This is a genomic window from Pseudomonas sp. MM213, from assembly GCF_020423045.1.
Classification (GTDB): Bacteria; Pseudomonadota; Gammaproteobacteria; order Pseudomonadales; family Pseudomonadaceae; genus Aquipseudomonas; species Aquipseudomonas migulae.
Genome location: NZ_CP081943.1, coordinates 6,312,462 through 6,329,765, shown reverse-complemented (window position 1 = coordinate 6,329,765; position 17,304 = coordinate 6,312,462). Strand labels below are relative to the sequence as shown.

The following is a 17,304-nucleotide window of genomic DNA, read 5'->3' as shown; positions in this document are numbered from 1 at the left end:
GTGATTGACCCGGCCTCTTCGCGGGCAAGCCTCGCTCCTACAGGTTATGCGTTGATTTCGACATTACGCATACCTGTAGGAGCGAGGCTTGCCCGCGAAGAGGCCCTCACTGACACCGATTATTTCGGACCGTGGTTGCGCTGGAAAACGGCCTCCCCCATCGCCGCAATCTGCCCCTCGATCAACGCCTCGAACGGTTTCAACAACGGCTCGAAACTGACAGGCGCTTCCAGCGTCTGCAACGCCTGCACAATCGCCTCCACCGTCGACAACGCCCCCGGCGCCGGCGCCTTGCGCAACCGATAACGCGACACACCGCCATCCGCCAATGTCACTCGGGGCAATGCCGCCAGCAGCGGATTGAGGTGCAGCATTTTGCGCGCCTTGCGCCAGGTGCCATCCGGGACGACCAACAAGAGTGGCTCATCGTTTGCGGCATACGCCTGCATCGGTTGCGCATCATCGGCCGGAAACAATAATCGCGCCTGATAGCCCGGCTGATTCAACAGCGCCGGCAAATCCTCGAACACCTCACCCACAATCAACTCGGCATTCTTCAACCCCAACGCCGCCAGCCTTGCGGTGTTCAGCGCATGGTTCACTTCGCTCGGATGCTGCAACAGCAACACCCGAGTGCGGCTGTCGAGGCTCGGGATCAATGGGCACAGGCAGTGGGTTTGCGGGCGCAGGCAGCGCGGGCATTGGATTCTGGACATGGTTTCAAGCCTGATTGAGCTGCGCCTTGAGCAGGTCGCGGAAGGTCTGGATCAACGGTTCGCGGCTGCGGCCCCGGCGCATGATCATCGAGAACGGTGCCTGGTAACCGAAGGTCGCCGGCAGCAACACGCGTAAATCACCCTTGTCGGCCCAGGCCTGGGCGTAATGCTCCGGCAGGTAACCGATGTAGGCGCCGGACAGCACCAGAATCAACTGCGCCTCCATACTTTCCACGGTCGCGGCACTGTGCTTGAAGCCGTGGCGCGCCAGTTCGGCCTGGCTCCAATAGCCGCGACCGACCATGCGCTGCTGGGTGATGACCTGTTCGGGAATGCGCCGCTCGGTGAACAGCGGATGACGGCTGCTGCAATACAGCCAGTGTTGCTCGCGGTACAACGGCATGTAGACCAGCCCGCTCATGCGCGTGGAAAACGCACCGATGGCCAGGTCGAGGCGGTTGTCCTGTACGCCGAGTTGCAGCTCGTACGGGCTCATCACCGACAGGTGCAAATGCACGGCCGGGTGTTCCTGGCTGTAGGCGCCGATGGCTTCGGCGAACGGCAAGGCCTTGTCGCTGACGGTGGAGTCGATGACGCCGAGGTTCAGCGTACCGCGCAATTCGCCCTTCAGCGCCGCCGCGTATTGCTCGAAGCCTTCGAGTTCGCCGAGCAGGCGCAGGGTTTCCTGATGGAACAGCTCGCCTTTGCTGGTCAGGCTGAAACCGCCGCGCCCGCGATGGCACAGCACCAGGCCGAGGGCCGCTTCGAGCTGGCTCATGTAGGTGCTGATCGCCGAGGTCGAGAGGTTGAGCTCTTGCTGGGCGTTGGCAAACCCCTGATGGCGGACCACGCTGACGAAGATGCGTAATAGTTTCAGGTCGGGTAAAGCGTTGGCCATGGGGGCTCCGTAGCGTGTATCGGTGAGTCCGCGTTGTTTGACGGCGGTTGCTGCGCAACCGAATCGCCAGCAAGCCGGCTCCTACAGGTCGGCGCCGATTTCGAGACACACACAAATCCTGTAGGAGCGAGGCTTGCCCGCGAAGAGGACCTCCGGGCAGACGAGAAGTCTATCCCCCCTCCCGCCATTAGTTTAGAAAAATCTGAACTAAGTATTTGTCCGTAGCGATTCTTCCCGGCCACTACATTTCGCAGAATCGGCCCCTAACGGTGCCCGAGCCTCCCCGGTGCGGTGCAACCGACATAAATAAAACAACGACGATGAGGCCTTACCCGTGGACAAGATTCTTCACCAACCACTGGGCGGCAACGAAATGCCGCGCTTCGGCGGCATCGCCACCATGCTCCGACTCCCCCATGTACCTACCGCTGCCGGCCTGGACGCTGCCTTTATCGGCATCCCACTGGACATCGGTACTTCCCTGCGCCCTGGCACCCGTTTCGGGCCGCGTGAAATCCGCGCTGAATCGGTCATGATCCGCCCGTACAACATGGCCACCGGCGCGGCACCGTTCGACTCGCTGTCGGTTGCCGACATCGGCGACATCGCGATCAACACCTTCAACCTGCTCGACGCCGTGCGGATCATCGAAGAGTCCTACGACAACATCCTTGAACACGATGTGATCCCCCTGACCCTCGGCGGCGACCACACCATCACCCTGCCGATCCTGCGTGCCATCCACAAAAAGCACGGCAAGGTCGGCCTGGTGCACATCGACGCTCACGCCGATGTGAACGATCACATGTTCGGCGAGAAAATCGCCCACGGCACCACCTTCCGTCGCGCCGTCGAAGAAGGTCTTCTGGATTGCGACCGTGTAGTGCAAATTGGCCTGCGCGCTCAGGGCTACACCGCCGATGACTTCAACTGGAGCCGCAATCAGGGCTTCCGTGTGGTTCAGGCCGAAGAATGCTGGCACAAATCCCTGGCCCCCCTGATGGCCGAAGTTCGCGAGAAAGTCGGCGGCGGTCCGGTGTACCTGAGCTTCGATATCGACGGTATCGACCCGGCCTGGGCACCTGGCACCGGCACTCCGGAAATCGGCGGCCTGACCACCATTCAGGCAATCGAGATCGTTCGTGGCTGCCAAGGTCTCGACCTGGTCGGTTGCGACCTGGTAGAAGTCTCGCCCGCTTATGACACCACCGGCAACACCTCGCTGCTGGGCGCCAACCTGCTGTACGAAATGCTCTGCGTACTGCCTGGCGTGGCCCACCGCTGAGGATTGGTCATGAACGAACGTGATCAGGTTCTGCACGCTGCCGCCGATCTGGTGGCAGCCTTTGCCCGTAACGATCGCGAAGCCTACTTCGGCGCCTTCAGCGCCGATGCCAGCTTCGTCTTCTACACCCTCGAGCAGCCTCTGCTGTCGCGCGATGCCTATCAGGCGTTGTGGGACACCTGGCGTGCCGAGGATGGCTTCGAGGTGCTGTCGTGCACCTCGAGCAACGCTTTCGTCAGCCTGCAGGGTGACGTCGCGATTTTCATCCATGACGTGGCCACCGAGCTGCGCATGCAAGGGGAGCAACACTTCAGCCAGGAGCGCGAGACGATTGTTTTCAAGAAACAAGCGTCTGGCCAAGAACAACAAGGCCTATGGCTGGCCTGCCACGAACATTTGTCCGCAATGCCGGAAGGGCTGCCAACCCCTTAGCCAAACAGGTGACGCTCACACACGATGAGCGCGCCTTTATGATCGGAGCAGATCATGAATAACAACAACAACGACCAAAGCCTTACGCACATTGAAACCTACGGGGTCGAACAGATCCCGGACAACGAACGCACCGCAGGCCCGACGGATTTGTTCCGGATGATCTTCGGCGGTTCCAATACCTTTGCCACCGCCGTGCTCGGCAGTTTCCCGGTGCTGTTCGGCCTGTCATTCCAGGCGGGTGTCTGGGCGATTGTGCTGGGCGTGTTGCTGGGCTCGCTGATCCTCGCGCCGATGGGCCTGTTCGGCCCGATCAATGGCACCAACAACGCCGTGTCTTCCGGTGCGCACTTCGGCGTGCACGGGCGGATCGTCGGTTCGTTCCTGTCGCTGTTGACCGCCATCGCCTTCTTCTCGCTCTCGGTGTGGAGTTCGGGTGATGCGCTGATCGGTGGCGCAAAACGCCTGATCGGCCTGCCGGAAACCGACCTGACCCTGGGCCTGGCCTACGGTCTGTTCGCGATCCTGGTGCTGACAGTTTGCATCTACGGCTTCCGTTTCCTGCTGTGGGTCAACAAGATCGCGGTGTGGAGCGCCAGCCTGCTGTTCCTGCTGGGCATCTTCGCTTTTGCCGGTCCTTTCGATGTGAACTACGCCGGCACCGTGAGCATGGGCCAACCGGGTTTCTGGGCTGCCTTCATCGGCGCTGCGCTGGTGGCGATGAGCAACCCGATTTCCTTCGGCGCGTTCCTCGGCGACTGGTCGCGTTACATCCCGCGTGAAACCTCCAAGCGCCGGATCATGGCCGCGGTGGTGATCTCGCAGATCGCAACGTTCATCCCGTTCCTGTTCGGCCTCGCCACCGCCACTATCGTAGCGATCAAGGCGCCGGACTACATCGCCGCCAACAACTACGTCGGCGGCCTGCTGGCCGTCTCGCCGAGCTGGTTCTTCCTGCCGGTGTGCCTGATTGCGGTGATCGGCGGCATGTCCACCGGCACCACCTCGCTGTATGGCACCGGGCTGGACATGTCCAGCGTGTTCCCGCGTGTGCTGTCGCGGGTCAAGGCCACCCTGTTGATCGGTGTGATGTCGATTGCCTTTATCTTCATCGGACGCTTTGCGGCGAACCTGGTGCAGAGCGTGTCGACCTTCGCCGTGCTGATCATCACCTGCACCACTCCGTGGATGGTGATCATGATCATCGGCCTGCTGGTACGCCGCGGCTTCTATTGCCCGGATGACCTCCAAGTGTTCACCCGCGGCGAGAAAGGCGGTCGTTACTGGTTCACCCACGGCTGGAACTGGCGTGGGCTGGGTGCCTGGATCCCGAGTGCATTGGTCGGTTTGTGCTTTGTGAACCTGCCGGGGCAATTCGTGGGTGTACTGGGGAACCTGGCGGATGGCATCGACATCAGCCTGCCGGTAACCCTCGGCCTGGCCTCGCTGGTGTACCTGGCGCTGCTGAGCCTGTTCCCGGAGTCGGCTGCGGTGTTCGGCCCGAATGATCCACGCAGCAAGAGCACGGATTCGCTCGGTAAACCGGCGTTGCGACAAGCCGCCTGATTAAACGCATTACCTGTGGTTAGGGATGACCTGTAGGAGCGAGGCTTGCCCGCGAAGGCGGCGGCACATTCAACATCAATGTTGACTGACACACCGCCTTCGCGGGCAAGTCGGAACGCCGCATCGCACGCTCCTACAGAGATGGTTTTTCCACAGGGATTGATTTTCGCCTCACCATAAAAAAGACAATCGGAGACACGCCATCATGGCATTGGATTTATTCGTCGTACTCATCTACGCCGCCGCGATGCTGATACTCGGCTACTACGGCATGCGCAAGGCCAAGACCAACGAAGACTTTTTGGTCGCCGGTCGTAACCTCGGCCCAAGCCTGTACATGGGCACCATGGCCGCTACCGTTCTGGGCGGCGCATCTACCGTCGGCACCGTGCGCCTGGGCTACGTCCATGGCATTTCCGGTTTCTGGCTCTGCGCGGCCCTCGGTTGCGGGATCGTGGCGCTGAACCTGTTCCTCGCCAAACCGCTGCTGAAACTGAAAATCTACACCGTTACCCAGGTGCTGGAAAAACGCTACAACCCGATGGCCCGCTCCGCGAGCGCGGTGATCATGCTGGCGTATGCACTGATGATCGGCGTGGTTTCGATCCTGGCCATCGGCACCGTGCTGCAAGTGCTGTTCGACCTGCCGTTCTGGCTGTCGGTATTGGTCGGCGGTGGCGTGGTGGTGATTTATTCGGCGATCGGCGGCATGTGGTCCCTGACCCTGACCGACATCGTCCAGTTCGTCATCAAGACCGTGGGCCTGATGTTCATCCTGCTGCCGATCTGCCTGTACCGCGTCGGCGGCTGGGATCAGTTGGTGGCCAAACTGCCGGAGGCGAGCTTCAGCTTCACCACCATCGGCTGGGACACCATCATCACCTACTTCGTGATCTACTTCTTCGGCATCCTGATCGGTCAGGACATCTGGCAACGGGTGTTCACCGTCAAGACCGCCAAGGTCGCGCAATACGCCGGTACTGCCGCAGGCCTCTACTGCATCATCTACGGTCTGGCGTGCGCCCTGATCGGCATGGCCGCTCACGTACTGATCCCGGATCTGGACAACGTCAACAACGCTTTCGCCGCCATCGTCAAACTGTCGCTGCCTGACGGTATCCGTGGCCTGGTCATCGCCGCTGCACTGGCCGCCATGATGTCCACCGCCAGCGCAGGCCTGTTGGCTGCCGCCACTACTCTGAGCGAAGACCTGCTACCTAAACTGCGTGGCGGTAAACAGTCGAGCCTGAGCCTGAACCGCCTGGTGACGCTGCTGACCGGTATTGTCGTGCTGGGTATCGCCCTGGTGGTGAACGATGTGATCAGCGCCCTGACCCTGGCCTACAACCTGTTGGTCGGCGGCATGCTGATCCCGCTGATGGGTGCGATTTTCTGGAAACGCGCCACTACCGCCGGCGCCATCGCCAGCATGGGCCTGGGCTTCGCAACCGCTCTGCTGTTCATGGTCAAGGACGGTCTGGATGCCAACACCCCGATCTACTACAGCCTGCTCGCAGGTCTGGTGAGCTTCATAGTGGTGAGCCTGATGTCTCGCCGCCCGGCTGCGGTGGCGAACGCCATCTAAGCTTTCTATAACGACTTGATGCTTTCTTCGACGGGTGTGGCGTCGGTTGCCACACCCGTTTTTTTTCGCCTGGAGAAAACCTTTGATGAAGATTGTTTCTCGCGATCAGTGGTTCGAGGTCAAGCAACTCAGCGACGGCATCCGTCTGATTCACGAGCCTTACATCCGTCCCTTCTACCGCTGCAACCTCTGGCACATTCAGGGCCGTGACAAGGACCTGCTGCTGGACAGCGGCTCCGGTTTGGTGAGCCTGCGCGAGCAACTGCCGTGGATCACCGAACGGCCATTGGTGGCGGTGGCCAGTCATTGCCATTTCGACCACATCGCCGGCCATCACGAATTTGCCGAACGCCTGGTGCATCCGGCCGAGGCCGACATCCTGGCGGCACCTGACGGCGAAAACGATTTGAGCCGGGCATTCGTCGGCGACGATATGTTCGAGGCGCATCCTGATTGCCCGCTGTGCTACGCCGAGTACCGGGTCAAAGCCGCGCCGGCCACGGGAATGATCGAGGAAGGTGACGTGCTGGATCTGGGCAATCGCGTGTTGCAGGTGCTGCATACGCCGGGACATTCACCGGGCGGCATCAGCCTGTATGAAGCGGCGACCGAAACCCTGTTCAGCGGCGACATCATCTACGACGGGCCGCTGATCGAAGACGCTTACCATTCCAACCTCGACGACTACGCGCGCAGTCTGCAACGCTTGCGTGAGCTGCCGATCCGCACCGTGCATGGCGGGCATTTCGGGAGTTTTTCCGGGGAACATTTGCGCACGATGATTGATGAGTGGCAGCGCTCGCATGGCTGACGCCTGCTGTACTCGACACCAGGGAAAACAACAGGCATTTAGCGCCGAAGAAGAGCGGATGCTCAAAATCGCCAGGACGGCGAATGATCTGAGTCGGTTTTTGATGGAGATCGGGCGGTACTGATTTCGCCCGATTTTTGAATTTACACCTGCTACGCAGCCGAATGCAGCCGTCGACAGCTGCTACAACACGGCTGCGGTGTTCCAGACCTTGACGTTACCGACGACGCTGCTGGCGTCGACGCTGTTCATCGTCAGTGCGAATAGGCACAGGTTGCAGAGGCGGTTCGATCAAACCGAGTGCGACACCCAGGTCATGCAGCCAGTTTTGAATTTTCTCTTTCATGGTGCCCCCTTCAGGGTAGTGCCGAGCGGCTGAAATTCTGTAGCCCCTTCGCACTGATAATAGTCCGAAGTCCTACGAAATGCTCGGCAAAATCCGCAATGATCTGTTACTGAATTGATCAAAATACCTGACCATTAGCTCAGGCAATCGCCTGGGCCTGGATCGACACCCTGGGTTGACCGGTCACTGCTGGCCAAGGGCTTTGCGCAAACGACGGCGCACCCACTGCTCAGCGCTGACAAACGTAATGCCGAGCAGCACCAGCACGGCACCGATGACAAAGTTGAGACTCAGCGCCTCACCCAGCAACACCACGCCGAACGTGACACCGAACAACGGCGTCATGAACGAAAACACCGCGAGGTTCGCCGCCAGATACCGGCGCAACAGCCAAAACCACGTCAGGTAACTGAAAAACGAGACCACCAGCCCCTGGAACAACACGCTGGCCACGGCCACGGTGGTCAGACTGACGTGGGTAACCTGGCCGCTGAGCATCGCGATCAGCAGCAGGCCGACGAAACCGACAATCAATTGATAGAACAACGTGAGCGTCACCGGCGCTTCCGACAGGCGCGAGGCCCGCACCACGACCGTGGTCGCCCCCCAGGAGGCACCGGCCAATACGCCCAGTGCATCGCCCATCAACATGCGGTGATCGAGGTTGTCCCAGGACACCCCACCGGCAAACGCGATGGCAATCCCGACAAACGCCAGAAAAATCCCCAACCATTGCACCGGTCTTAAACGCTCACTCGGCAACAGCCAGTGCACACCCAGCGCGGTGAAGATCGGCGCGGTGTAAAGGAACACCGACATGTGTGCGGCCGTGGTCAGCTGCAAGCCTTCGGAAATGAAGAAAAATTCCAGTCCAAACAGCGCGCCGGCCAGTAATCCACCGCGCCACGTATGGCTGACCTGATCCCAACCGCCCTTCCAGCAGATCAGCAATCCTACAAGCAACGCAGAAATGCCTGACCGACCGGCCGCCTGCATGACTGGCGCGATGTCCGGCGCCGCCCACTTGATCATGACTTGCTGTACGCCCCAGATCAGGCACAACCCGACCATCACTTGCAGGGCAAACCCATCGGCGCTACGCCGGCTGGCGCTCACCGGAACACCTCGACAATACAATCCATGGCAGTGACTCACAGTAGAAAGCAAAGCCCCGACTCAAGGTCGGGGCAAATATTTATGCTGTCGATTATTAACCAGATGGCCAGAAAAAGTAGCCTGTGGGAGACCTTCAAGTCACCACGGACGCCATCTTGCGCGACGTCACTTCAGTTCAATGCGATCGGCATGAATGACGATCTGGCCATTCTTGTACAACGCGCCGATAGCCTTCTTGAAGTTGCCCTTGCTGACACCGAACATGCTGGTGATCACCGCCGGATCGCTCTTGTCGCTCACCGGCAGCGCGCCGTTGTTGTCGCGCAACTTGGCGAGGATCTTCGAGTTCAGGCTGGTGGCGGCTTCTTCGCCCACTGGTTGCAGGCTCAGGCTGATCTTGCCGTCGGCACGGACTTCTTTGATGAAGCCCTTCTCTTCTTTACCGGCGCGCATGAACTTGAAGATTTCGTTCTTGTGGATCAAGCCCCAGTGCTTGTTGTTGATGATTGCCTTGAAGCCCATATCGGTGGCTTCGGCAACCAGCAGATCAACTTCCTGGCCAGGGGTGTAGTTGGCCGGGGTCTTGTCCAGGTAACGGTCCAGACGCGCGGTCGCGGTGATACGACGGGTGTGCTTGTCGAGGTAGACATGCACCACGACGTACTCGCCCGCGGTCATCTGACGCTTTTCTTCGGAAAACGGCAGCAACAGATCCTTCGGCAAGCCCCAATCCAGGAAGACACCGATGCTGTTGACTTCAACGACTTTCAAACTGGCGAATTCACCGACCTGAACTTTCGGCTTTTCGGTAGTTGCGATGAGTTTGTCATCGCTGTCCAGATAAATAAAAACGTTGAGCCAGTCTTCATCTTCGCTGGGAATATCTTTGGGAATATAACGATTAGGCAGAAGGATTTCGCCGTCCGCACCACCGTCCAGATATAAACCGAAGTTAGTGTGTTTAACCACTTGCAAACTGTTGTAACGCCCGACTAAAGCCATTTCCAATACCCTCATTGCGTGGGCGGCATTCTACCCGTTTTTGCAGGCCGCGTTCGGCGCCCGGCCCGGTGGCGCGAGAAAATCCTCTGGGGGCCTTAATTTTCCTGGGGTTTGACAGGCGGGTCTGGCCGCTCGTCAGGCCGACCTGTCGATTCATCGCCCTTCCAGCCAGGTAAAAATCCATTCTTCCCTACCGATGTTCTTATTTAAAACAGCAGCTTAGGGACATAACTCGAATAATAACTTGCGATTAATAGCGCTTTTGTGATGTGTATTTCAGGGGGATATTTGCCAAGCAATTGTCAAGTATTTCCTGTACGATGCGTGGCCAAGTTAATTTTCTACAGGTTAATGGCCGCCATGCGCGTAAAAGCATCCACCAGCAAAGCAAAGCCAGCTCCAGCCGTTGAAACCAGCGAATCGATCAACAATCAGATTGCTGCGTTCCTCAAATCCGGCGGCGAGATCCAGCAAATTGCCAAAGGCGTCAGCGGCCAGACGTTCGGCCCGTCCAAGCAGATTACCTTGGGCAAAAAATAACACCCGCGTTACCTGGTCCCTAAGCGCTTTGAGCTTCGAAGCGCTTGGACTGGAACCCTCCCCGCAACACCCCGCCAAACCCCATCAATATTTCAAAAATCGACGAACGGCCCTCGATGCCGAGCATTCGCCGGTAGCTCCGCCTATTCCGGGCACAACAGTCAGTGCGATGGCCTGGTCACCCTCAAGGCTGAACGCGCGTTTTATTGATTGGCTGAACTGGCAGGCTCATCCTGCGATCACATGAGAACCTACGCTTTCGCAAGGACTCGCCCATGTCGCGCTGGTTGAAGTGTCTCGCTGTCGTCATCACTCTCAGTCTTGCCCTCGGTGCCTGCAGCCGCATGGGTCTGGCCTATCGCAACCTCGACGTGATCATCCCGTGGACGCTCAGCGATTACCTGGACATGAACGGCGAGCAAAAAGGCTGGTTCAACGAGCGCCTCAAGGAACACCTGAGCTGGCACTGCACCACGCAACTGCCAGGCTATCTCGACTGGCTGGACCGTTTGCAGGTGATGGTCGAAACCAATCAGGTCACCGACGCCGCGCTGCAATCCCGCACCCAGGAAGCCAAACAAGCCATCGCCCAGACCGCCCGGGAAATCACCCCGTCGGCCATCGAGCTGTTGCAGGGGCTGGACGACAAACAAGTCGCGGAAATGAACGAAGCCTTTGCCAAAGACCAGCGCAAACGCCAGCAGGACTACGTAAAACCGTCGCTCATTCAGCAGGTCAAGGAACGTAGCCAGCGCATGGAAAAACGTCTGGACGGCTGGATCGGGCCGCTGAGCCCGCCCCAACAACAACGGGTCGTTGACTGGTCAAATGCGTTGGGCGACCAGAACACGCAATGGATTGCCAACCGCGTGCATTGGCAGAAACAGTTCAGCGCGGCGGTTGCGCAGCGCCAAAGTCCAGGATTCCCACAGCGCATCGAGACGCTTCTGGTGAATCGCGAGAGCTTATGGACAGCCGATTACCGCAAGGCCTACGCCAACACCGAAGCACAGGCACGAAGCCTGTTTGTGGATTTGATGGCCGAAAGCACACCGGCTCAACGCCAGCGGCTGCTGAAAAAAATCGAAGGAGTGCGCAAAGACTTCAACGACTTGAAGTGCCTTAAGGCAGCACAACAGAGCTAAGAACAACACAAAAACAATGTGGGAGCGAGCCTGCTCGCGATGGCGGTGTTTCAGACAACATGGATGTCGACTGACACACCGCCATCGCGAGCAGGCTCGCTCCCACATTGGTAATCGAAGTTCTTCAGGCAATCTGCGCGTGGGACGCCACCTCATCAAACGTCACCTCATCCAGCGCATCGTCCTGCTCATCCAGCACCTGCCGCGGATGATCATTGCCCGGAATGCTGCTGTCGATCAGGCTCAACAACCTTGAACCCCGCATCGTCAGCCTGTAATTCGAACCGGTTCCGCCCTGCTCTTCAGGTCGAGGCTCGATGTAGCCACGCGCCAACAGTAACTTTTCATACTCGCCGGCCACCGCTTTCAGGTGATCCAGGTTCTCAGTCTCTTCGCCCTCCGTGGCTTTTTCCGCCGCGTACTGTTCGGCATAGGGCCGTGGCGTGAAGCTGGGTGCTGCGTTCTGCACTTCGTGCAGCAGGCGTTCAATCAAATCCCAGTTATAAGTCGTCATCCTGTCCAACCTCCAAAACCTGTGAGTGTGATGGCCTTCATAGCTTGTGACCGACAGCGCTCGCCGCCGTTCAGCGCAGTTCTTTAACGGCGCTGACCGGCGGTATGTCGAATTTGGCATAGGTCAAACGACAAGGTTGTGTCAGTCACCGCCCAGCATTGCGCAGGAGAAAACCCGATGAACGTTCAGAACCATCCGGTCGTGTCGCGAGAAGAATGGCTCGCCGCCCGCAAACAACACCTGGCCCACGAAAAAGCCTTCACCCGGGAACGGGACAAACTCAGCGCCGAACGCCGCGCCCTGCCCTGGGTGAAAATCGACAAGGACTATCACTTCCAGGGCCCCAATGGTGAATTGAAGCTGGCCGACCTGTTCAGCGGTCGCAGCCAACTGGTCATCTACCACTTCATGTTTGCCGACGGTTGGGACGAAGGCTGCCCCGGTTGCTCATTCCTGTCCGACCACATCGACGGTGCCAACCAGCATCTGGCGCATCACGACGTGGCGGTGGTGGCGGTTTCCCACGCCCCGTTCGCTGAATTCCAGGCGTTCAAGCGACGCATGGGCTGGAAATTCGATTGGGTGTCGTCAGAAGGTTGCGACTTTAACTATGACTTTGGCGTCTCGGCCCGAGCTGAAGATGTTGCTGCTGGAAAGGCCACCTACAACTACGAAAAAACTGACGGCGCCGAAGAAGAACTCCCAGGCCTCAGCGTGTTTTATCGCAACGAAGCAGGCGAGATTTTTCACACCTATTCAACTTATGCCCGTGGCCTGGACATGCTGGTCGGCGCCTATAACTACCTCGACCTGACACCCAAGGGGCGTAACGAAGAGCAGATCATGGAATGGGTACGGCATCACGACAGGTATGAAGACAAGGTGAGTTCGAGCTGCTGCCATGGGGGGTAGACCACACCTTCGCGAACCAGCTTGCTCCCTCAGCGGTCAGGGCCGGACACAATGTCCGTGAACACCGCAATTCCTGTAGGAGCAAGCTTGCTCGCGATGCTTACTTACAATCAACGCCGATGCAATTGACACACCGCTATCGCCAGCGATTGGCTTTCAGCTTGTCACTCGAACAAAAGAAGCCGATACGCTGAACTTTCCCCTGATCTCAACCCTCAACCGGATAACCCGCCTTAACCGGAACTGAGGCCCGCCATATGAAAACCCTGCTTAAACTCACCCTCGCCGCCACCCTCGCGTGCGCCCTGCCCGTTTGGGCCTGCACACCCGAGGAAGCCACCACCAAACGCGAACAACTGGCCAAGGAAGTGGCCAAACTCACCGAGCAGAATCCGAAGAAGGCCAAGGAGATCAACGACGAGTTACAGAAAATGGATTTGGGCACGGCCAGCGCGGATCTGCCGGACAAGTGCCAGTTGATCGATCAGCGCATGAAGGAGTTGGAAACAGCGGATAAAAAAGCTGAGAGCTAACCTTGTAGGAGCCAGCTTGCTGGCGATGGCTGCACCGCGGTGTATCTGTTAGATCGCATCGCCGGCAAGCCGGCTCCTACAGGGGATCGCGTTATAAAAAAAACCGGACATTTGTCCGGTTTTTTTATGAGATCGCTACGGCGCTTTACTCAGCAGCCGGGGCTTCCGGCTTGCGGCGCTTGAGCGGGGCCATGCCGTCCTTGCTGACCAGCGACAGGGCGTCGGTCTTCGGGCGGTTGGCGATTTTGCGCTTGGTCGGTGCCTTGGCGCCGGTTTTCTTCTTCTCGCCCTTGGCGTCGACCTTTTTCTTCTTCACGCCAACCGCTTTGCCCGAGGCCTTGACCTTTTTCGGTCCGCCGTAGGTGCCTTTGACTTCCTTGATGGTGCGGCGCTCGAAGCTCTGCTTGAGGTAGCGCTCGATGCTCGACATCAGGTTCCAGTCGCCGTGGCAGATCAGCGAGATGGCCAGGCCATCGTTGCCGGCACGACCGGTACGACCGATGCGGTGAACGTATTCGTCGCCGCTGCGCGGCATGTCGAAGTTGATCACCAGGTCCAGGCCGTCAACGTCCAGGCCGCGAGCGGCAACGTCGGTGGCCACGAGGATTTTCACGCCGCCTTGCTTCAGGCGATCGATCGCCAGCTTGCGGTCTTTCTGGTCCTTGTCACCGTGCAGGACGAACGCTTTGTATTCCTGCGCCACCAGGCGGCCGTAGATACGGTCGGCCATGGCCCGGGTGTTGGTGAACACGATGGCCTTCTGATAGGTCTCGTTGGCCAGCAGCCAGTTCACGATCTGCTCTTTGTGCTGGTTGTGGTCAGCGGTGATGATCTGCTGACGAGTGGTCGCATTCAGGTCGCTGACGTTGTTCAGCTGCAGGTGTTCCGGGTTGTTCAGAACCTTGGCAACCATCTCGCGCAGGCCCGAACCGCCAGTGGTGGCGGAGAACAGCATGGTCTGCTGGCGATTGGTGCACTCGTCCACCAGACGCTGCACGTCTTCGGCAAAGCCCATGTCGAGCATGCGGTCGGCTTCGTCGAGCACCAGTACTTCGACTTCTTTCAGGTCGAGGTTGCCGGCGTTCAGTTGCTCGATCATCCGGCCCGGCGTACCGATCAGGATGTCCGGCACCTTGCGCAGCATGGCGGCCTGGACCTTGAAGTCTTCACCGCCGGTGATCAGGCCGGACTTGATGAAGGTGAATTGCGCAAAGCGCTCGACTTCCTTGATGGTCTGCTGGGCCAGCTCGCGGGTCGGCAGCAGGATCAGGGTCTTGATGCTGACGCGGATTTTCGCCGGGCCGATCAGACGGTTGAGGATCGGCAAAACGAAAGCAGCGGTTTTGCCGCTACCGGTTTGCGCTGTCACCCGCAGGTCACGCCCTTGGAGCGCCAGCGGAATAGCCGCTGCTTGCACAGGCGTTGGCTCGACAAATTTAAGCTCGGCCACGGCTTTGAGCAGGCGTTCGTGCAGGGCGAATTGGGAAAACACGGGTGCTACCTCGAAGAAATACAAAAAAACAGCTGCATAGGGTAACGGTTTCGAGCGCGAAGGCCGAGTTTCTTTATGCAATCGACCGTAAACAGTGGCTTTTTTGTTGCCTCTTTTGTCCTTAAACGTCATGCAAAGCGTCTTAAATGCTCTAATCGGTCCGACACGGACAATAGAAGAAACGGTTTTACCCATGGATATCAAACAGCTCTGGCTCAACGTCCAAGACATCTGGGGTGCTCTCGATCAGCATCCGCTCCTGCATTCCGGCCTCGGGCTGCTTCTGTTGCTGGTGGTGGCGCTGACCCTCGGACGAGTGGCGCGTTACCTGATCCTGCACGCGACCAAAATGCTCGGCCGCCAACCGGCGTTGCACTGGGTCAACGACTTTCGCCAGAACAAGGTGTTTCATCGCCTGGCGCAGATGACGCCGTCGCTGGTGATCCAGTTCGGCCTGCACCTGGTGCCGGAGTTGAGCAAAACCAGCCTGATTTTCCTCGGCAACGTCGCACTGGCCTTCACCATTCTGTTCCTGGTGCTGGCGATCAGCGCCCTGCTCAATGCGTTACTGGACATCTACGCCCGCACCGAACACGCCCGCACCCGCTCGATCAAAGGCTACGTGCAACTGGCGAAAATGGTGTTGTACGTATTTGGCGCGATCATCATCGTCGCCACGTTGATCGACCGTTCGCCGCTGTTGCTGCTGTCGGGTCTGGGCGCCATGTCGGCGGTGATTCTGTTGGTCTACAAGGACACGTTGTTGTCGTTTGTCGCCAGCGTGCAGTTGACCAGCAACGACATGCTGCGGGTCGGCGACTGGATCGAGATGCCGCAAGTCGGCGCCGATGGCGATGTGGTGGACATCACGCTGCACACGGTCAAGGTGCAGAACTTCGACAAGACCATCGTTTCGATTCCGACCTGGCGCCTGATGTCCGAGTCGTTCAAGAACTGGCGCGGCATGCAGCAGTCCGGTGGACGACGGATCAAGCGCAGCCTGTTCATCGACGCCAGCGGCGTGCGATTCATCCGTGATGACGAAGAGCAAAAGCTGTCCCAGGTGCACCTGCTGACCGACTACATCAGCCGCAAGCAGGCTGAACTCAAGGCCTGGAACGAAGCTCAGGGCAACGTCGCGGCAATGTCGGCCAACCGTCGGCGGATGACCAACATCGGCACCTTCCGCGCCTACGCGCTGGCGTATTTGAAAAGCCATCCGGAGGTCCAGCCGAACATGACCTGCATGGTGCGGCAGATGCAGACCACGGCGCAGGGGATTCCGCTGGAAATCTATTGCTTCACCCGCACCACGGCGTGGGCGGATTACGAGCGGATTCAGGGGGATATTTTCGATTATCTGCTGGCGGTGCTGCCGGAGTTTGGCTTGAGCCTTTATCAGCAGCCGAGTGGCGGGGATCTGCGGGCCGGGTTGCTCCCGGCGATGCTTGGCGCAAGCCACATCCCCGAACCCGAAAAACACATCATGTAACCCCCAAACCCTTGTAGGAGCGAGGCTTGCCCGCGAAGGCGGTGTGTCAGTCAACATTAATGTCGATAGACGCACCGCCTTCGCGGGCAAGCCTCGCTCCTACAGGTTGCAGAGTTGATTTAGCAACACCGGTGTTATTTGACCTGACGCTGCGGCGCCTTGTGCACCATGGTGTAGGCGTAATCCACACCCATGCCATACGCGCCGCTGTGTTCCAGCACCAGTTCCATTACCGCCTCGTAAGTGTCTTTGTGTGCCCAGTCACGCTGGTATTCCAGCAGCACTTGTTGCCAAGTGACCGGCACCGCGCCTGCCTGAATCATCCGCTGCACCGACATGTCGTGAGCTTCTTTGGTTGTGCCGCCAGACGCGTCGGTCACGATGTACACCTCGTAGCCTTCAGCCAGGGCTTCCAGCGCCGGGAAGGTCAGGCAGACTTCAGTCCAGAGCGCAGCGATGATCAGCTTCTTGCGGCCGGTGGCTTTCACCGCGTCAACCAGCGCCTTGTCTTCCCAGGAGTTCATCGAGGTGCGCTCGATCGGCTTCTGCTCTGGGTGAACAGCCAGCAACTCCGGCCAGATGAAGCCGCTGAAACTTTCGGTTTCCACCGAGGTGTAGATCGTCGGCACGTTGAAGATCTTGGCGGCCTTGGCCAGGCCGACGGTGTTGTTCTTCAGGGTCTGACGGTCGATCGACTGCACGCCGAAAGCCATTTGCGGCTGGTGGTCAATCAGGATCAGAGCGGAGTTGGTTGGGTTGAGCAGTTCACGAATAGACATGGCGCGTTCCTTTTGATGTCGATAGTTCAAATCAGTAATGGGTTAGTCGACGTGGCTTCCAGAGGCTTTGTCGTCGGCTTGGATGTCACTTTAGGGGCTAGCAAGGAAAGGGACAATTACCTAAAATCGAGAATCATTGA

General features: G+C 58.8%; 18 protein-coding genes and 1 pseudogene. 11 read left to right on the top strand and 8 right to left on the bottom strand.

Translation table 11 applies throughout. The annotated features are described in order from the left end of the window. Window positions 1-119: 119 nt before the first annotated feature. Window positions 120-716, bottom strand: a complete 597-nt coding sequence (locus K5R88_RS28840; protein ID WP_226298798.1) for a tRNA-uridine aminocarboxypropyltransferase — start codon at window positions 714-716, stop codon at window positions 120-122. Between the two features lie 4 nt (window positions 717-720). Next, entirely contained in the window at window positions 721-1,614 is an 894-nt protein-coding gene (locus tag K5R88_RS28835) for a LysR family transcriptional regulator (protein ID WP_008034255.1), read from the bottom strand. Window positions 1,615-1,948: 334 nt separating this feature from the next. Between K5R88_RS28835 and speB the strand changes: the two genes are divergently transcribed. The 6 genes and pseudogenes from speB to K5R88_RS28805 all read left to right on the top strand — a co-directional run. Further along, window positions 1,949-2,899, top strand: coding sequence for an agmatinase (gene speB, locus K5R88_RS28830; RefSeq protein ID WP_008034256.1), 951 nt, complete (start codon window positions 1,949-1,951; stop codon window positions 2,897-2,899). A 9-nt stretch (window positions 2,900-2,908) separates the two neighbouring features. Continuing rightward, a complete protein-coding gene (locus K5R88_RS28825) occupies window positions 2,909-3,331 on the top strand; it encodes a YybH family protein (protein ID WP_008040968.1) in 423 nt (140 codons plus the stop codon). A gap of 54 nt (window positions 3,332-3,385) precedes the next feature. Then, a complete protein-coding gene (locus K5R88_RS28820) occupies window positions 3,386-4,897 on the top strand; it encodes a purine-cytosine permease family protein (RefSeq protein ID WP_008034259.1) in 1,512 nt (503 codons plus the stop codon). 205 nt (window positions 4,898-5,102) lie between these two features. Beyond that, window positions 5,103-6,482 (top strand): sodium:solute symporter, encoded by a 1,380-nt coding sequence (locus tag K5R88_RS28815; protein WP_008034261.1) that lies wholly within the window; start codon window positions 5,103-5,105, stop codon window positions 6,480-6,482. Between the two features lie 85 nt (window positions 6,483-6,567). Next, window positions 6,568-7,293, top strand: a complete 726-nt coding sequence (locus K5R88_RS28810) for an MBL fold metallo-hydrolase (protein WP_008040969.1) — start codon at window positions 6,568-6,570, stop codon at window positions 7,291-7,293. Window positions 7,294-7,327: 34 nt separating this feature from the next. Then, window positions 7,328-7,417 (top strand): annotated as a pseudogene (locus K5R88_RS28805) (acyl carrier protein); the annotation flags it as partial. A 93-nt stretch (window positions 7,418-7,510) separates the two neighbouring features. On the opposite strand, the gene K5R88_RS30755 reads toward K5R88_RS28805, so the two are convergent. From K5R88_RS30755 to K5R88_RS28795, 3 genes are all read right to left on the bottom strand, one after another. Beyond that, on the bottom strand, window positions 7,511-7,639 hold the full coding sequence (locus K5R88_RS30755) for a PA1414 family protein (protein WP_007914492.1): 129 nt from the start codon (window positions 7,637-7,639) through the stop codon (window positions 7,511-7,513). 183 nt (window positions 7,640-7,822) lie between these two features. Further along, window positions 7,823-8,755 carry a DMT family transporter gene (locus tag K5R88_RS28800; protein ID WP_223435077.1) on the bottom strand — a complete coding sequence of 311 codons (933 nt, stop codon included), beginning with the start codon at window positions 8,753-8,755 and terminating at the stop codon, window positions 7,823-7,825. A gap of 165 nt (window positions 8,756-8,920) precedes the next feature. Further along, window positions 8,921-9,757 carry a CvfB family protein gene (locus tag K5R88_RS28795; RefSeq protein ID WP_008034266.1) on the bottom strand — a complete coding sequence of 279 codons (837 nt, stop codon included), beginning with the start codon at window positions 9,755-9,757 and terminating at the stop codon, window positions 8,921-8,923. Between the two features lie 351 nt (window positions 9,758-10,108). Between K5R88_RS28795 and K5R88_RS28790 the strand changes: the two genes are divergently transcribed. Next, window positions 10,109-10,297, top strand: a complete 189-nt coding sequence (locus K5R88_RS28790; protein WP_028621608.1) for a hypothetical protein — start codon at window positions 10,109-10,111, stop codon at window positions 10,295-10,297. 275 nt (window positions 10,298-10,572) lie between these two features. Further along, window positions 10,573-11,442, top strand: coding sequence for a DUF6279 family lipoprotein (locus tag K5R88_RS28785; protein WP_226298797.1), 870 nt, complete (start codon window positions 10,573-10,575; stop codon window positions 11,440-11,442). A 124-nt stretch (window positions 11,443-11,566) separates the two neighbouring features. On the opposite strand, the gene K5R88_RS28780 is transcribed toward K5R88_RS28785, so the two are convergent. Further along, window positions 11,567-11,956: a hypothetical protein gene (locus tag K5R88_RS28780; RefSeq protein WP_008034272.1), complete on the bottom strand. Its 390-nt coding sequence runs from the start codon at window positions 11,954-11,956 to the stop codon at window positions 11,567-11,569. A gap of 177 nt (window positions 11,957-12,133) precedes the next feature. On the opposite strand from K5R88_RS28780, the gene K5R88_RS28775 reads away from it, so the two are divergent. Continuing rightward, complete coding sequence (locus K5R88_RS28775; protein ID WP_226298796.1) at window positions 12,134-12,868, top strand: DUF899 domain-containing protein; 735 nt, start codon at window positions 12,134-12,136, stop codon at window positions 12,866-12,868. 257 nt (window positions 12,869-13,125) lie between these two features. After that, the gene (locus K5R88_RS28770; RefSeq protein ID WP_008034277.1) at window positions 13,126-13,401 is read left to right on the top strand and encodes a hypothetical protein; all 276 of its coding nucleotides are present in this window, start codon (window positions 13,126-13,128) and stop codon (window positions 13,399-13,401) included. A gap of 145 nt (window positions 13,402-13,546) precedes the next feature. On the opposite strand, the gene K5R88_RS28765 is transcribed toward K5R88_RS28770, so the two are convergent. Continuing rightward, window positions 13,547-14,893: a DEAD/DEAH box helicase gene (locus tag K5R88_RS28765; RefSeq protein WP_008034278.1), complete on the bottom strand. Its 1,347-nt coding sequence runs from the start codon at window positions 14,891-14,893 to the stop codon at window positions 13,547-13,549. Between the two features lie 193 nt (window positions 14,894-15,086). On the opposite strand from K5R88_RS28765, the gene K5R88_RS28760 reads away from it, so the two are divergent. After that, window positions 15,087-16,385 (top strand): mechanosensitive ion channel family protein, encoded by a 1,299-nt coding sequence (locus K5R88_RS28760; protein ID WP_226298795.1) that lies wholly within the window; start codon window positions 15,087-15,089, stop codon window positions 16,383-16,385. Window positions 16,386-16,519: 134 nt separating this feature from the next. Here the strand turns inward: K5R88_RS28760 and K5R88_RS28755 are convergent, their stop codons facing one another. Next, entirely contained in the window at window positions 16,520-17,164 is a 645-nt protein-coding gene (locus tag K5R88_RS28755; RefSeq protein ID WP_008040938.1) for a hydrolase, read from the bottom strand. Window positions 17,165-17,304 lie beyond the last annotated feature (140 nt).

Bases quoted from the DNA above. Each gene is read 5' to 3' on its own strand.
- K5R88_RS28755 (WP_008040938.1), bottom strand. From the start codon at position 17,164: ATGTCTATTCGTGAACTGCTCAACCCAACCAACTCCGCTCTGATCCTG.
- K5R88_RS28810 (WP_008040969.1), top strand. From the start codon at position 6,568: ATGAAGATTGTTTCTCGCGATCAGTGGTTCGAGGTCAAGCAACTCAGC.
- K5R88_RS28840 (WP_226298798.1), bottom strand. From the start codon at position 716: ATGTCCAGAATCCAATGCCCGCGCTGCCTGCGCCCGCAAACCCACTGC.
- K5R88_RS28815 (WP_008034261.1), top strand. From the start codon at position 5,103: ATGGCATTGGATTTATTCGTCGTACTCATCTACGCCGCCGCGATGCTG.
- K5R88_RS28825 (WP_008040968.1), top strand. From the start codon at position 2,909: ATGAACGAACGTGATCAGGTTCTGCACGCTGCCGCCGATCTGGTGGCA.
- K5R88_RS28790 (WP_028621608.1), top strand. From the start codon at position 10,109: ATGGCCGCCATGCGCGTAAAAGCATCCACCAGCAAAGCAAAGCCAGCT.
- K5R88_RS28820 (WP_008034259.1), top strand. From the start codon at position 3,386: ATGAATAACAACAACAACGACCAAAGCCTTACGCACATTGAAACCTAC.
- K5R88_RS28775 (WP_226298796.1), top strand. From the start codon at position 12,134: ATGAACGTTCAGAACCATCCGGTCGTGTCGCGAGAAGAATGGCTCGCC.
- K5R88_RS28760 (WP_226298795.1), top strand. From the start codon at position 15,087: ATGGATATCAAACAGCTCTGGCTCAACGTCCAAGACATCTGGGGTGCT.
- K5R88_RS30755 (WP_007914492.1), bottom strand. From the start codon at position 7,639: ATGAAAGAGAAAATTCAAAACTGGCTGCATGACCTGGGTGTCGCACTC.
- K5R88_RS28785 (WP_226298797.1), top strand. From the start codon at position 10,573: ATGTCGCGCTGGTTGAAGTGTCTCGCTGTCGTCATCACTCTCAGTCTT.
- K5R88_RS28770 (WP_008034277.1), top strand. From the start codon at position 13,126: ATGAAAACCCTGCTTAAACTCACCCTCGCCGCCACCCTCGCGTGCGCC.
- K5R88_RS28780 (WP_008034272.1), bottom strand. From the start codon at position 11,956: ATGACGACTTATAACTGGGATTTGATTGAACGCCTGCTGCACGAAGTG.
- K5R88_RS28795 (WP_008034266.1), bottom strand. From the start codon at position 9,757: ATGGCTTTAGTCGGGCGTTACAACAGTTTGCAAGTGGTTAAACACACT.
- K5R88_RS28835 (WP_008034255.1), bottom strand. From the start codon at position 1,614: ATGGCCAACGCTTTACCCGACCTGAAACTATTACGCATCTTCGTCAGC.